The 14,601-nt window shown below is 35.7% G+C and carries 12 protein-coding genes; 2 read left to right on the forward strand and 10 right to left on the reverse strand.

Translation table 11 applies throughout. The annotated features are described in order from the left end of the window. Positions 1-3: 3 nt before the first annotated feature. The 5 genes from BK054_RS16560 to yddG all read right to left on the reverse strand — a co-directional run bounded on the left by BK054_RS16560 (position 4) and on the right by yddG (position 3,940). Complete coding sequence (locus BK054_RS16560; RefSeq protein ID WP_006265654.1) at positions 4-756, reverse strand: hypothetical protein; 753 nt, start codon at positions 754-756, stop codon at positions 4-6. Between the two features lie 99 nt (positions 757-855). Beyond that, positions 856-1,716 (reverse strand): alpha/beta hydrolase, encoded by an 861-nt coding sequence (locus BK054_RS16565; RefSeq protein WP_006265655.1) that lies wholly within the window; start codon positions 1,714-1,716, stop codon positions 856-858. A gap of 170 nt (positions 1,717-1,886) precedes the next feature. Next, positions 1,887-2,459, reverse strand: a complete 573-nt coding sequence (locus tag BK054_RS16570; RefSeq protein ID WP_156860104.1) for an SMI1/KNR4 family protein — start codon at positions 2,457-2,459, stop codon at positions 1,887-1,889. 12 nt (positions 2,460-2,471) lie between these two features. Further along, on the reverse strand, positions 2,472-2,954 hold the full coding sequence (locus BK054_RS16575) for a hypothetical protein (protein ID WP_006265657.1): 483 nt from the start codon (positions 2,952-2,954) through the stop codon (positions 2,472-2,474). A 77-nt stretch (positions 2,955-3,031) separates the two neighbouring features. After that, positions 3,032-3,940, reverse strand: a complete 909-nt coding sequence (gene yddG, locus BK054_RS16580; protein WP_006265658.1) for an aromatic amino acid DMT transporter YddG — start codon at positions 3,938-3,940, stop codon at positions 3,032-3,034. A gap of 248 nt (positions 3,941-4,188) precedes the next feature. On the opposite strand from yddG, the gene BK054_RS16585 reads away from it, so the two are divergent. Continuing rightward, positions 4,189-6,318: a TonB-dependent siderophore receptor gene (locus BK054_RS16585; protein WP_006265659.1), complete on the forward strand. Its 2,130-nt coding sequence runs from the start codon at positions 4,189-4,191 to the stop codon at positions 6,316-6,318. A 353-nt stretch (positions 6,319-6,671) separates the two neighbouring features. On the opposite strand, the gene BK054_RS16590 is transcribed toward BK054_RS16585, so the two are convergent. After that, entirely contained in the window at positions 6,672-7,400 is a 729-nt protein-coding gene (locus tag BK054_RS16590; RefSeq protein WP_006265660.1) for a CPBP family intramembrane glutamic endopeptidase, read from the reverse strand. 73 nt (positions 7,401-7,473) lie between these two features. Further along, positions 7,474-7,785 carry a winged helix-turn-helix transcriptional regulator gene (locus BK054_RS16595; RefSeq protein WP_006265661.1) on the reverse strand — a complete coding sequence of 104 codons (312 nt, stop codon included), beginning with the start codon at positions 7,783-7,785 and terminating at the stop codon, positions 7,474-7,476. Between the two features lie 100 nt (positions 7,786-7,885). Here BK054_RS16595 and BK054_RS16600 point away from each other — a divergent pair, with 100 nt between their 5' ends. After that, complete coding sequence (locus tag BK054_RS16600; RefSeq protein ID WP_006265662.1) at positions 7,886-8,647, forward strand: MBL fold metallo-hydrolase; 762 nt, start codon at positions 7,886-7,888, stop codon at positions 8,645-8,647. Between the two features lie 33 nt (positions 8,648-8,680). On the opposite strand, the gene BK054_RS16605 is transcribed toward BK054_RS16600, so the two are convergent. From BK054_RS16605 to BK054_RS16615, 3 genes are all read right to left on the reverse strand, one after another. Continuing rightward, positions 8,681-9,190 carry a hypothetical protein gene (locus BK054_RS16605; RefSeq protein ID WP_006265663.1) on the reverse strand — a complete coding sequence of 170 codons (510 nt, stop codon included), beginning with the start codon at positions 9,188-9,190 and terminating at the stop codon, positions 8,681-8,683. Between the two features lie 716 nt (positions 9,191-9,906). Next, positions 9,907-12,756: a DUF6493 family protein gene (locus BK054_RS16610; protein ID WP_006265664.1), complete on the reverse strand. Its 2,850-nt coding sequence runs from the start codon at positions 12,754-12,756 to the stop codon at positions 9,907-9,909. Positions 12,757-13,542: 786 nt separating this feature from the next. After that, a complete protein-coding gene (locus tag BK054_RS16615; RefSeq protein ID WP_006265665.1) occupies positions 13,543-14,481 on the reverse strand; it encodes a ParB/Srx family N-terminal domain-containing protein in 939 nt (312 codons plus the stop codon). Between the last annotated feature and the right edge of the window lie 120 nt (positions 14,482-14,601).

The following is a 14,601-nucleotide window of genomic DNA, read 5'->3' on the forward strand; positions in this document are numbered from 1 at the left end:
CCATTAGAAGCCATCTACTTTTACTAAGTCTATTACTATTTTTAGCCCAGTTAGCAACTTATACTCCATCTTCACAAATCCATATTGTTCAGAAAAATAAGACACTAACTCTGTTTCCCCTAAAGTAGACTTAGCTGTAGAAACCACCTTAAGACAAGACAAATCTCCTAAAGCTGTAGAAACCATCTCTTGTTTTTCTATCCTGTAGGTATAGTCTAACAAGAGCTTTCCTTTCCATTCTCCCCACACTGGATTAGACCAAGAATCACCTATAATCATCTGATCTGACCAAGTATAACCTACAGACTTACCTAAGTGAACATAAGGAAATGGAGCTGTCTCTAATGCTTTAAAGAAATGGGAACGTATTGGGTGTAACCATACATTCTGTTCATTCTCTACCAATCCTGTTGAAGATCTAAAATCAGTCATAGGTTCAAAGCTATATCTTATTTCAGTCTGTCTTTTATTCGTTCTTTTACCCTTTTCAGGAGCTATAACCTCCATTTTAAACTGATCAGGCAGTGCCTCATCTTTAACAGAAGTCAAGTTCTCTGCATCCTTTGCATCTATAAATAAACTATCTCCTTCCTTGTTTTGAATCTTATAAGAATAATAAAAAGTACGTCCCACCTTATAGATAGTATTGTTTACATCTACATCCTTTTTTTCTATATATACTTTGTCGTAACTCTGAGCCATACTATTGCCAGACGCCACCAACACAAATAAAACTAAAAAACAATATCTCATCATAATTACTATCATTTACAAAAACTAAAGATAAGCATTTCAACACAATACCACATAAAAAAAGCTACCCTTATCGAGTAGCTTTAGTGTATTTATATTCTCTTACTTAGAGAAATATGTACTTGGATATAACTTTTGAAATGCGTTATTCACCGCTTGATGGATCACTGTTGAGTGTATTTCCTGAGGTAGATAGTCAAAGTGAGATTTGATATTCTTGTTCTTTTGAAGTGTCTTGTATAGTTGTTTCCCATACTCATACATCTTCACATCCTCTTCTTTATTAGGCACCCCTACATACACATTCACAGGTTGTTTTATCTTCTCTATCAGACATGTATGTGTCTTGTCTAATAACTTCTCATCTCCCCACCATAGACTAGGGCTAATAATAATATAGTTTGTAAATAGATAAGGATGATATTCTAATACATACGTAGAATACAACCCCGCTAGCGACTCCCCTATTACAGTACGAGTACTACTCCCTTTATAATTCTTCTCTATATAAGGAATCAACTCAGACTCTAAAAATGCTGTATAAGCCTCAGCTCTACCGTACTCTGGGAACATATCTTTACTAAAACCTGCTTTCTCTACGAAGTTTAGATTATCTACTGCAAAAGTCATATCCTTTCTACGGTTGATCGTCTCTATCCCTACGATAATAGAATTAGGAAAACGAGCTATCCAAGGTAGTGAGTTAAAACGCACTAACCCTGCCAGATGTATAAAATCCTCTTCTACCCCTCCATCTAAGATATACACGACAGGATACTTAATAGTATCATTCGCATTATAATCTGGTGGCAAAACGATATTAATCGTTCTATCCTCACTTAGGATAGTAGAGTGTAATTGATCTGTTGTTCCGAATGTAAGAGGTTTACTATTCGTTTGGCTAATACCAGATACGCCTAATAGCAACATACCCGTTACTAATAATGCTTTTATATTTATCATGTTTGGTTAGTTAATTTGTTGGCTTCAAAGATAAATAAATCATTGAGCTACAAAAGTTTTTTTATACCAAAACAGTATATTATTAACAAGATAAATGAAGGATTATTTATCTATTTGTACTATTAGAACATCTATTAGTACAATTAAGACAATTACTAAATTTATAATCTCTATGTAAAAGCTTTAATAAAGTATTTCTTCCCAAAAAAACGTGTATTAACACCAAATTCATTTTCTATTAAAGATAAAAAAGACTCTTCCTTACCACTTTCTTTAACATATACAGAAGTACCTAACCCTTGAATAAAACTATCAAATGAAGGGGCTACTATAACTTTATCATCAAAAGATATTTCAGAAGAGACAACATAAACAACTCCCTCTTTTAAAGATAGAAGTATAGTATAAGGATCTCCCAAACCAACAACCATAGCATCTATACTTAAACAATCTTGATACCAATAGTTATCTTTATTATTGAGGTTTATTAACCTATTAATATAATTTCCTCCACTACCAAATTGTATATTAGCCAAGGTTAAGTTTCCTAAATTATATCTCATTATAAAATCTTCAAACTCTTCTGGCAAAATAGTAATATTTAAGTACTCTTTTAACCTTAAAACTTCTTCTTTACTTCCTTTATAAGGTATTAATAATAGTTCTGAGATAATATCTTTATCAACATCAGCAAATTTCTTCTCTAGAAACACACTTACTTCTTCTATTTCAAACAATCTCATATTACAAACAATTTACCTTACATCCTCCGCACAGCGATAAAAACTATCCTTCTCAGTTATAGATCGATAATAAAACGTCCCCATATCTAACCCTGTATCTTTAAACAATACATTAATATCTACCTCAGCTTCTCCTCTGTAGAAAGCTTCAGAACTCACATAACCTACTGTGGCAGTATTCAGATTAAGAACAATCAAATCCTCGTGAAGACCCGTACCTATAATATAGTACCCCTGTTTATAGATTTCTCTATTATGTACTTTGAAGTTCTCTTTATGTAAATGAAATACCTGATCAAAAGTATTGATACCAAAACGCCACCCTGAGCGATATGAATGACGGATAAAGAAAACTCCTATCTCTTCACCGAAGTTTTTGATAAAATTACCTTCTGCTGTCTTTGTTAACGGCCATTTGATTAGTTCATGCTCTTTACTTAACAGCTCAACTGCCTTATCAAAAAGAACAACATTCACTTTACTTTCTTTTTCCATAATACCTATTCACATTATCTTCTAATGACAAAATTAGAGTTTTAAATTCAGTTTATAACTATCTAGCAATTGTTTACTTATTTCTCTCCACTAATTGTCTCTACTTTTTTTGTTGAGAACCAACACAATATTGAACCAATACACACCATGACCGTCCCTTGCCAAAAAGATATTCCCAGTGGAGTCGCTAACAATACTGAAGAAAGAGCTGATGATAATACTGGTATAAAATAAGATGCCCCAGTTAATATCGTTACATTGCCTTCTAAAATCCCAACATTCCATGCTGCATAACCAAATCCCATAGCAAAAGCAGCTAATAATAAATAGACAATAGAAGATAGCGTAAAGAGCATTTCTACCTGCTCTTCCATAATAAAATACTTCATCCACAATACTAACGCTACCAACATAAAGAAAAACGTTATTCCATTCACTCCATTCGCTGAACGAACAGTAACTACACAATATGCTGACCATAGAATAGCTCCTAAAAAAGCTAATCCATAACTCAGTGGGTTAGCCTTAATATTTACGAGCATCTCAGATAAATTAAACCCCTCTTCTCCCCCTAAAACCCAAATAATGCCTATTAATGAAGCTACAACACCAGGAATGATTAACCAATTCGCCTTTTTTGAAGTAAAAAGAACAGTCGCTATCATAGTAAAAGTTGGCCACAGATAATTAACCATTCCTATTTCTATCGCTTGCTTACTACTAGTAGAATAACCTATAGACAACGCTAGACATAACTCATAAGCAACCATCAAAATAGCACCATAAACTAAGTATCGACGAGGAAACTTAGACAGCGGTACCCATTTCGTAGTACACAACAGAAACACACTTGCTACAGTATAAATCATCGCTGCACCACCTGTAGAGCCAAATGAATAGCTCACTTCCTTAATAAGTCCTACAATAGAACTCCATAGTAGTATAGCACAAAAACCAATTATTGTAGCCTTAACGTGTTTAGTCATAGTATGTATTTAATAGTCTTAATGGTCTATATTTATTTATTAAAAGAACCTACACACTAAGTATAGTTCTAAAAGGAAATACAATTGACAAAACTATTCTTTTTATACTTATTAATAAAAGCTCTGTCTAAAATAGTTTTAAAAGCGAACACCACTCATAAACTATCGTAAAATCAAGACTTCACACTATTATTAGGTAGTTTAATATTCTATATTTGCGATAACATAACAACACGACACTTAGAATAATGAAACACCTTTTTTTAATAGCATCTGTATGCTGTTATGCGCCTCTATTTGCTCAATCAAATGACACTATAACCAATCAAAAAATAAACGAAGTAGTAATCACCACTACTCAACAGCAAAAAGGTTATTCTTCTAAAATACCCCTAACTTATATTGAGAATCCACAGTCTGCCGATATCATCCTTCATCAAACTATGAAGAATCAAGTAACGACTAACATAAAAGACGTCTTACAGAATGCTACCGGGCTAGTACGAGTATGGGAATCAACAGGTGTAGGAGTCACAGGAGGAGAATATTATACAATGAGAGGCTTTGCATTCCAACCAAACTTACTCAATGGTATGCCTAGCTTTACTAATAGTACATTAGATATCGCTAATATTGAACAAGTCGAAGTAGTCAAAGGTCCTAACGGAACACTCTATGGAGGAAATGTAATCTCCTATGGAGGATTAATCAATGTGATAACCAAAAAACCTTATGAACAATTAGGGGGTGAAGTGAACTATATCGGTGGGTCAAACAACCTTAATCGAGTATCGTTAGACATCAATACCCCTATCCATAAGAAGCTTTTTATACGTTTAAACACAGCATATCACAAGCAGCACACTTTTCAAGATGCTGGTTATAAAGAATCTTTCTTCGTAGCCCCATCTATCCAATACAATATTAATGAAAAACTAAAACTATACGTTGACTTTCAGTATAAAATTAATGAAGGAGCTCATGCCCCTATGTTTTTTATATCTAGATATATGCCTGTAAGCTTTGAATCATTAGACCTATTTGAGGCTAACTACAAAAAAGCATACACTAGTAACGAATTAACCTTAAAAAACCTAACATTTACAGCACAAGCCAAATTAGAATATAAAATCAATGACCACTGGACATCCAATACCATTATCAATAAAAACAACACCCAAAGCAAGGGATATGATATACTTTTTGAAGACATCGGTACCACAGACGACTTTGTCCGTTACATCTCTAAAATAGACTCAAAAACCAATATATTTAGTATCCAACAGAATATAACAGGTAAGTATAATATTGGTTCATTAGACAACACTATATTATTCGGATTAGACTATTTATCTAAAGAATTTTCTAGTATAGATGGTGATTATATAGAGCACGGTATCATCTCCTTAATCAATCAGTCTGACACAGGAGATTTATCGAAAACAGCTATTGACAATGCTCTATCAACGAGTAATTATATACATAACAAAGCGAAGACGCAGACCTTCAGTTCTTATGTATCTAATGTAACTAATATTCTTCCTAACTTCTCATTCATGGCAAGTTTAAGATTTGACTATCTAGAAGGAAGTACTTCAGCAGTAAATAATCAAAAGACGAGTCAGACTACACTCTCTCCTAAATTTGGATTAGTCTATCAACCTATCCAAAATAAACTAGCACTTTTTGCTAACTATCTAAATGGCTTTGTATTTCTAGACCCTGCTATTATCTCTGATCCAGACGGAACCAATAAAACCATTCAACCTTTTGATCCGGAACAAGCGAACCAATTCGAGATAGGTGTCAAAACAAATCTATTAGGAGATAAATTATCCGCAACGATAAGCTACTACCACATAAAGGTTACGAATAAACTAATGACAGATCTAAATTCTCTAAACAGTTTTACACAAGGAGGAAAAGTAAAAAGTGAAGGAATAGAACTTAGTTTGACAGGAACACCACTTCTTGGATGGGATATCATTACAGGATTTAGTCATAACTATAATGCAGTAACCAAATCCCTACCTTCTGATGGCAACCTCGGTCTTAGACCAGAAGAAGCAGGACCAGCTAATCTATTTCACCTATGGACCAACTACAAATTACAATCAGGCGCATTCAGAAACGTAAGCTTCGGAATAGGAATAAACTCAGTAAGCGAACAAAAAGCGATCAACCGCTCTACCCTAGGAGTACTCACATTACCAAGCTACACGATCTACAACGCTGCCATCGGTTATGATTGGAAAAAATTCAATGCAATATTAAAAATAGACAACCTTACGAATAAAAAACACTTCACAGGTAACGCCACAGTTAACCCTCAAGGTCTAAGAACTGTATCACTATCTCTAAACTATAAAATATTTTAAGAGAATACTTGTGTTGACACAGATTTGTAATCTGTACCCGTATATAACGCTACGCGAAGTCTCCCGACTTCGTGTATATAAGCATTGTGTGCCAACAGAATGTGACACGCAAAATATTGACGTCTCTACTGCGTTGGCGCGGATTTGCAATCTGTGCCGTGTACATAACGTTGTGTGCCAACAGAATGTGATACGCAAAATATTGACGTCTCTACTTTATATTTATTTCGTAAATATACCTTTTGACACATTGCGTTGGCACAGATTTGCAATCTGTGCCCGTATATACACCCCATGCCGAAGGCAAACAATTCTTAATTCTTAATTTTAAATTCTTAATTAACAAGCCATGCCTATTTTATCATCATCGTCAACGTCCCAAAAAAATTACTCCCATTATGTGCTAGTATAGGAAACAGCACACTTCTACTCTTGATAGCTATCCATCCATAAATATACCCTGCAAAAGCAGTCTGTATAAAGTAAACCGTATCAAAAGACACTATATACTCTTCAGAAAGTGTAAAAGCATGAACAAAACCAAATAATACAGCTATAATCAAGTTACTCGGATTCCCTAAATACCTCACCTTCATTCTCAAAGAAGATAACAATAACCCCATCAACACCCCTCTAAACATAATCTCTTCATCTATGCCAGGCATCGTAAGTTGAAAGGCTAAAGTCTCTATATTCCACTCCCCTCCACTACCAGCAAACCACCAAGCTACTACAGCCGATAAGATAATACCTACAGTCGCTAGCCAAACTCCCTTTTGACTACCAGGTGATTGCTTCAGCGTAAAGAAATTGTGTCCTTTAAAGTAAGAGCGAAAAGCAAAATAACAAACCACTCCCCATATAATCCCATAGACCTTCCCACTCCAATTCCAACTGCCATTGATAATACGAAAGCTTTCAGATATCTGTACTAACATCAATGCACAACTATAAAGCACAAATACAAAACAAAAGATCCCAATGCGCATAAAATCTTTTTTGCTCCTGTCTTTCATAAACAAGATCATAAAAGGGAGCAATACCCCTACTTGCATTAGTGCTTCAAGTATAACTATGGTCATGGTCGTTAATTTAGTTCTTCTAAAATAACATATTCGTATAAAATAACAAAGCCTCAAGTGATGGAGGCTTTTGTTAATTAGATTTAACCCATTCTTCTATGTGTTGTATAAGAGGCAACATTGACTTCCCATATTCTGTCAAACCATAAAACACTTCAGGAGGAAAAGTATTAATCTGTGTACGTTTAACCATACCTGACACTTCCATTTCTTTTAATTGTTCTAACAACACTTTCTTAGATACACGAGGCATATTACGCCACAATTCTGTAAAACGGATATCCCCGTTAGCAAAGAATTGATACATTAATAAGGGCTTCCACTTACCAGATAATAACTTCAAAAACACATTAAGAGGGCAACTCTCAAACTCATCATAATTCATAGGTTACAAATTTGTGAACAATACACATAAAAGTTCATTTCTTTATTAGAATATAAGCCTAAAGTACTTTTGTACTAAGAAATTTAAATAATACAAAATTATGAAAGTACAACTAATTAGAAACGCTACAATAAATATTAATGTTAATAATAAAAATATCTTAGTAGATCCTATGTTAGGTTCTAAGGGGGTCTTAGGTCCATTTCCATGGACAGATGACACTAGAGCTAATCCATTAACTGAGCTACCTTTTACAGAGGCTGAACTTAATGCTTTAATACACAAAACTGATGCAGTACTATTAACCCATCTCCACCCTGACCATTGGGATCCTACCGCACAAACCTTATTACCAAAAGATATGCTTATTTACTGTCAAAATGAAGATATTGAACCAATTAAAACACTTGGATTCCATAATGTTATAGGTATAACAGACAGCACAATATTTGAAGGTATTCACATCCATCGAACAGTAGCTATACATGGTGAAGGTGAAATTGGTCATCTAATGGGAAATGCCAGTGGCTTTGTTCTTATCCATAATCAAGAGATAGTCTATCTAATGGGAGACACTATCTGGTGCAAAGAAGTGAAACAAGCCATTGACCACTATCAACCTACAGGAATTGTCATTAATGGAGGTGCCGCCAAATTCGGCATAGGAGAACACGTTACTATGAATAGTACTGATATCAAAACTCTGCTAGATTACTACCCTATTAAACAAGTAGCTATTGTTCATCTAGAAGCAATTAGCCCTCTTCAGGAAAATAGAAATATGCTAAAAGCTTACTTTGAAGAACATAATTTATCTTCTCGTGTTATCATCCCTAATGATGCGGATATATTCACGGTATAAAACAGCAAAGCCTCAAGTGATTGAGGCTTTTGGTTATTTCTTCATTAATTCATTTACAGTCTCTTCTATAGAATATTCAAAATACTCTCCTTGTTTATTCTTATTACGCATAAAGAGTTTATAAGAATACTTAGCACAGTTTAGCTTCAAAAAAGCATCATAATACTCATCTAAATACCACTTAAACTGTTGTTCAAAAGTAGTATCTTCTGTCTCTTCAGGAACGTCAAATACCTTGAGAATAGTCACAATTTCGGTTATTTCTTCTCTACTAATATCCTTTACTACTAAAGGATCAGGTAATGCTATTCTAAAGGATAGCACTTCTGCTCCTTCTCCTTCCCAATACTCCCATAAGTCATACCTAGACATATCTTTCCTAGTCAGCTGATGTAACTCACCTTCTACTCTTTTATACTCTATAAAGTCCTCATCTCCATATTCATCACAGAAGTCAGTATATCCTAATACAGCTTTTAGCACTATTGGATAACGCTCTTCTGCTACCTTCATTTGAGGAGCTATTTCACTTCTTAGACTCATATCATTCGTTTTATACTGAGACTCAAAATATTGACATCTCTACTTTTATATTTATTGTGTAAATATACCTTTCGACATAATACCAGCGTTAGCGCAGATTTGCAATCTGTGCTATGTACATAACGTTGTGTGCCAACAGAATGTGACACGCAAAATATTGACGTCTCTACTTTATATTTGTTACGTAAACATACCTTTTGATACATTGCGTTGGCGTAGATTTGCAATCTGTGCCGTATATACTGCTACGCGAAGTCTCCCGACTTCGTGTATATAAGCATTGCGTGCCAACAGAATATGACACGCAAAATATTGACGTCTCTACTGCGTTGGCGCAGATTTGCAATCCGTGCCGTGTATATCCACCCCGAATTCGTGTACATAACCATTGTGTGCCAACAGAATGTGACACGCAAAATATTGACGTCTCTACTTTATATTTATTGCGTAAATATACCTTTTCGACATAATACCAGCGTTGGCGCAGATTTGTAATCTGTGCCGTGTATACCACCCCCAACTTCGTGTACAGAACGTTGTGTGCCAACAGAACGTGACACGCAAAATATTGACGTCTCTACTTTATATTTATTGCGTAAATATACCTTTCGTCACTATAAACACAATACCAGCGTTGGCACAGATTTGCAATCTGTACCGTGTATACCCCTATGCCGAAGGCAAATAATTCGTCATTCGTAATTTGAAATTCGTAATTAAGCGAACTGTCCTCGTAGCGTCACTGCTATTTTCTTCGTAGCACTCACCTTACTCCAATCTTCTATCAAGGCTTTTACCACAAGATTAGTCACCTTAGCATTATTTGTATGAAGTACCTCTCCATACTGTTCTAATAGAGTCTTCAGACCTTTAATAGGACTAGTTCCTAATTGCTCTAAAATACTCTCTATGAATAACTGCAATGCTTGGTTATGTTGCACACTCACATTCATCATAAACCCTTGTATAGAATCAGTTAAACGCTTAATCGTCACATACTCTTTCGCCTCCACTTTACCGATGATATGACCTACTTTTTGTTGATCTAGGCGAAGTGCCTCTTTGATCCAATACTCTGCTACGAAAGCACGCGTTACCTTATCATCGCATATCAACGCAAGTCCAAAGAACAAGTAGAATTGCTCTGAGAAGACCACATTATTCATTTGCAACAGATACGTGAACATCCCTTGTAGCAATTTCTTCTCAGCTACTTCGAAGGTAGCACTACCACCATAATGCAGGCATTTCTCTACCACAGCTAAGTAAATAGGATCTAACTGTCTAGGGTTAATAGCCAATAAAGACTCGCTTAAATTCACTTTAGTATCTCTAATCTGGTACATGATTAATCCCATTAGATTTGCAGAACACATACGATCACCTACTTCTGTCTTTGGCATCGCTTTATTAATATGACTAAAGATTAAAGACAAATTAATATCATACGGTATCTGCTCAAACTTCAGTTTCTTATGCGTATATACCTTATCTATCTGCGTCTTCGTTTTATGATCCCAATCCTTATACGTATGAGACTCTTCTATCACTTCCCAGTTTCCTAACCAACCCGCACAGTATTCTTGTTGCTCTTTGGTATAGTGCTCATTTGTCAAGCTTTCTAAAGGTTGATGAGGGTACTTTAACGCTGCTGCTAATCTCCATACATCGTAGTAATCTGCAGACTCTTCTTTTACTTCGCCATTACCTAAATAAAACTCAAATATCGCTAGCAACTGCCCTTTTAGTTGTTGCTGAGCTAGTGTCAACCCAGCCTCTTCTGTATTTTTATCTATACGTGCTAATGCAATCTGTAAATCCACTGCATCTACTAATTCTCCCTCTTTTTGATAAGCTACTAATCGATCTACCAATACCCTACTATCTATATAAAACGGTTCGTGGGTAGGCAAACTCAATATTGGGAAAATACGCTTCTCTTTCACCAATTGTAAACTGTAGTAATACACCGTCAGATAAGGGCGCAAAGCAGCATAATAATAACTAAATCGATTACTTGCCTCTAACTTTACCTCTCCTAGCGTGATTCCACTATTGGTATATAATTCTGCCTTAGCATATTTGTGATACAACTTGTCTAATGCTGTAGTCTCTATAGTAGGATCTGCAATCAACATACGCGCCCACTCTAACAGCCAAAAAGCCATAGCGTTCTGTATTGTACTCGTTGACCACAAATCTTTAAATGTCTTAAACACTTTGTCAAAAGCAGGTAGTAACTGATCGATGTGCTCTGCTTTTAATTCTCCTTGAAGTCTAATAATCGCATCTATGGTTTGCTCAAAGGCGTAGTCACTCTCCAATGTCTTCCAAGCCGAACAATGGAAAATCAAATCTTCTACTGTCGCAATAGCCTGAATAGGCACTAGCTCCGCCTCTCCCTCTTCTAAAGCCTCAGCAAGCGTTGCACTCTCCTGCACACTCATATATCCACTAAACAACGTCTTCGTCTCACTCATCATCATCTCTTGATAAGCTTCTAATTGCACTGCCAGCTCCTCATTAGGTTGAGCATATTTCACGATTTGCTTCGCTATTTTAGTCTGCATCGCTTGATCCTGTATATGCAAAGCCCCTACGATAGCAACAGCACTCGCCTCCTTATAGGTAGGATGTGCTTTATCCAATACAGCCACGATACGCATCGCCTTATTGATCGTCGCCTTAACAATACTACTCATTAATATAGGCAGACTATTGACAAAAGCCTCTACGTGAAAAGCCTTGTCCTTCGCTATTTTAAACAAGATGTCCAATGCTTCATTGACCACCTTAGACAATGGACTGTTCAACAATTGGAAGATATCCTCCTGAAACGACAAGATCTCATGATCAGCAAGAGATAATTTACTTAACAAATTCACATTCCATCCACACAACGCTTGATTCGTATGAGTCAATGCTCCTTGAATAACAGTCTGTACAATGCGTTGTTTATCTAATCGTCCTTGTTCTATTAATGTTGCGATCACCTCATCCCATGAGTGGTAATTAATATTCACTTCATGGTCAAATAAATACCAAAACTCCTTCTCTAACAACTCAGGGTATTGATCAAATAATTCAACCTTACTTGCATTGACCATCACAGTCGCCCAAGTCGCTTCTGTCAATGGGATCTTAAACACTCCTTTCTTATAAGACTCATATAAATAGCCTATCTCGTTAAAAGGCGCTCTCACCCATCCTTCTCTAGCCGAATCATTGATATAATCACCTAACCAATCAGGCACATACCAATCCAATACTTGCTTAAACTCCTCCTCACTAATAATCCATATTCCCGTAAAATCTTTATATGTACAACAAGCCAATACCGCCACACTCACAGCTGATCGCTGCTCACTATTTCCTCTATATCCATACGAATTCCTATTGCCAACCTCTGGTACATACTCTTGATAGTATTTCCCTAGCTTAGAGATCTTCTTAGTGTACTTAAGCCTTTCCTCTAAAGGAGTTTCCTTAAGTAAGAGAAGTAATCTTCTAGTATTTCCTTTTCTTACAAACTCTTCTAATTCAGTATAAAATATATCTTTACTCATAGCGATTCTCTTGTGGTTTTGTTGTTTTGGTATGCTGTGTTTTTATAATCTCACTTTCAAGACCGAAAGATACAATTTTACAACCTAAAATAAATAACGGAATAAAGGGGTTTAAATAACAATATTACAGTTTATATCCTCCCTCATCATTATACCTACTTCTTCAAGACCGCTACAACATCTCTTCAAGATTCCTTCAACAAACAACCACTTAACTAGAGCATTCTTGGGGAAATGTTGAAGAAGTGTTGAAGGAAATCACTCTATGAAGCGTATTTACTGGGTTTAGGATAGGTTGATTATTTTATATTTTTATGCACTTTAATCACAAGCATCTAATTATAAGCAAGATATACAAATAAGGTACAAATAAAAAGCTATCCATTTTTAATGGATAAGAGGCTAAAAGAGGTTTTATAGACTAAAAACAGCTTGTAATTATAGTTAATTAGGGTTGATTAGGTTTTTTTAAAGCAATTGAGGAGTGTATTTAGTAAAAAATATGCTTGATTATACTGCGGAGGTAATCATCCCTACTGTTACATGCCGATAGGATGGGATTATTCGCAAGCTCAGAAGGACATAGCATACGGGGTATTGTGAGGATGTATGTAATACATCCCTACTGTTGTGTACCGATAAGATGGGATTCTTCGCAGGCTCAGAAAGACATAGTGTATAGGGTATTGTGAGGATTCGTGATAGTGTAAAGATATTGGTTTATAAAAAACAATATACTTGAACGAAAAAACAAAAGACCAAAATCACAAAAAAACTAAAGTAAAATTACAGTTCATCTTTCAACTGCTTAATATACTTCTCTCTTTCAGGATAATCAATGCGTTCTAGATATTCTGTTACCTCTGAGAGCCACTCTTCATTGGACTTGATCTTTACTCGAGCTACTGTCTTCTGTTGGAAATAAGGTCTATCATCAAAAGCCTGAGCCAAATGCTGATTCATTGACGCTGCTGTTTGTGGACTTACAGGTTTACCCTCTGATTTAGCTAAAGAGTGTAATATTCCTCGCTGGTAATCAGGGTTCATAATAGCTTCTTTATACTCTCCTGAATAGGCTAATACTACTGGGATTTCTTTCTTTTCTAAGATAGCAGCTCTTAATCTATAGTTGCCATCTATAATCCAATATCCTCCAAGAGAGGGGATATACCATGCGAATATAGGAGGTAATGTTCCCTCTATCGCTTTCTTACGCCACCACTTTAGACGACCTGAGTATTCATCTACTTGACGTGAGTATAACAACTCTCTATCCCATGAGGCATAAGTAAAGGCGTCAAAGTCATCTTCTGCAGCTACAGTAGTTCCATAATTAGGTGGTGAGGCGAAGTCTTTATATCCTTCAAAAAGCCAAATAGAGTCATAAAAGAAGTGCTTATCTGATGACACCATTTCTTCTGCAAAATAGCGAGACCACGACTTTAGTCTTTCTTCAGTTGATAGCTCTTTGCGCTTCTCTACTTCTTGGGAATTGATATTCTTAATCAGCCTACTCTCCTCTTCGAAAGTTCTTACTAATCCTATATCACAGAAGTCTCTACTGATTAGTCCCCACATCACTGGTTTATCTTCACAGACCAACTTCATCTTCCAATTCGAACCACTCAATAATTGCATGGTAGGAGGTGTTAATCCTTCTACGTTTAATTCTAATGCTTTCCATTGCTGATGTTCATCTGTGATATCTTTCCAATAATATTTCATGGGTGTATTTTATTGTGGTGGTAAAGGTAAAGTGTTTTTATTGAAATGAGTGCGAAGTCTCCCGACTTCGCACAGCATACAAGACGTGATAACGATTGTGTGACACGCATAATAATGCGT

It is taken from the genome of Myroides sp. ZB35 (assembly GCF_001865835.1).
GTDB classification, from domain to species: Bacteria; Bacteroidota; Bacteroidia; order Flavobacteriales; family Flavobacteriaceae; genus Flavobacterium; species Flavobacterium odoratimimum.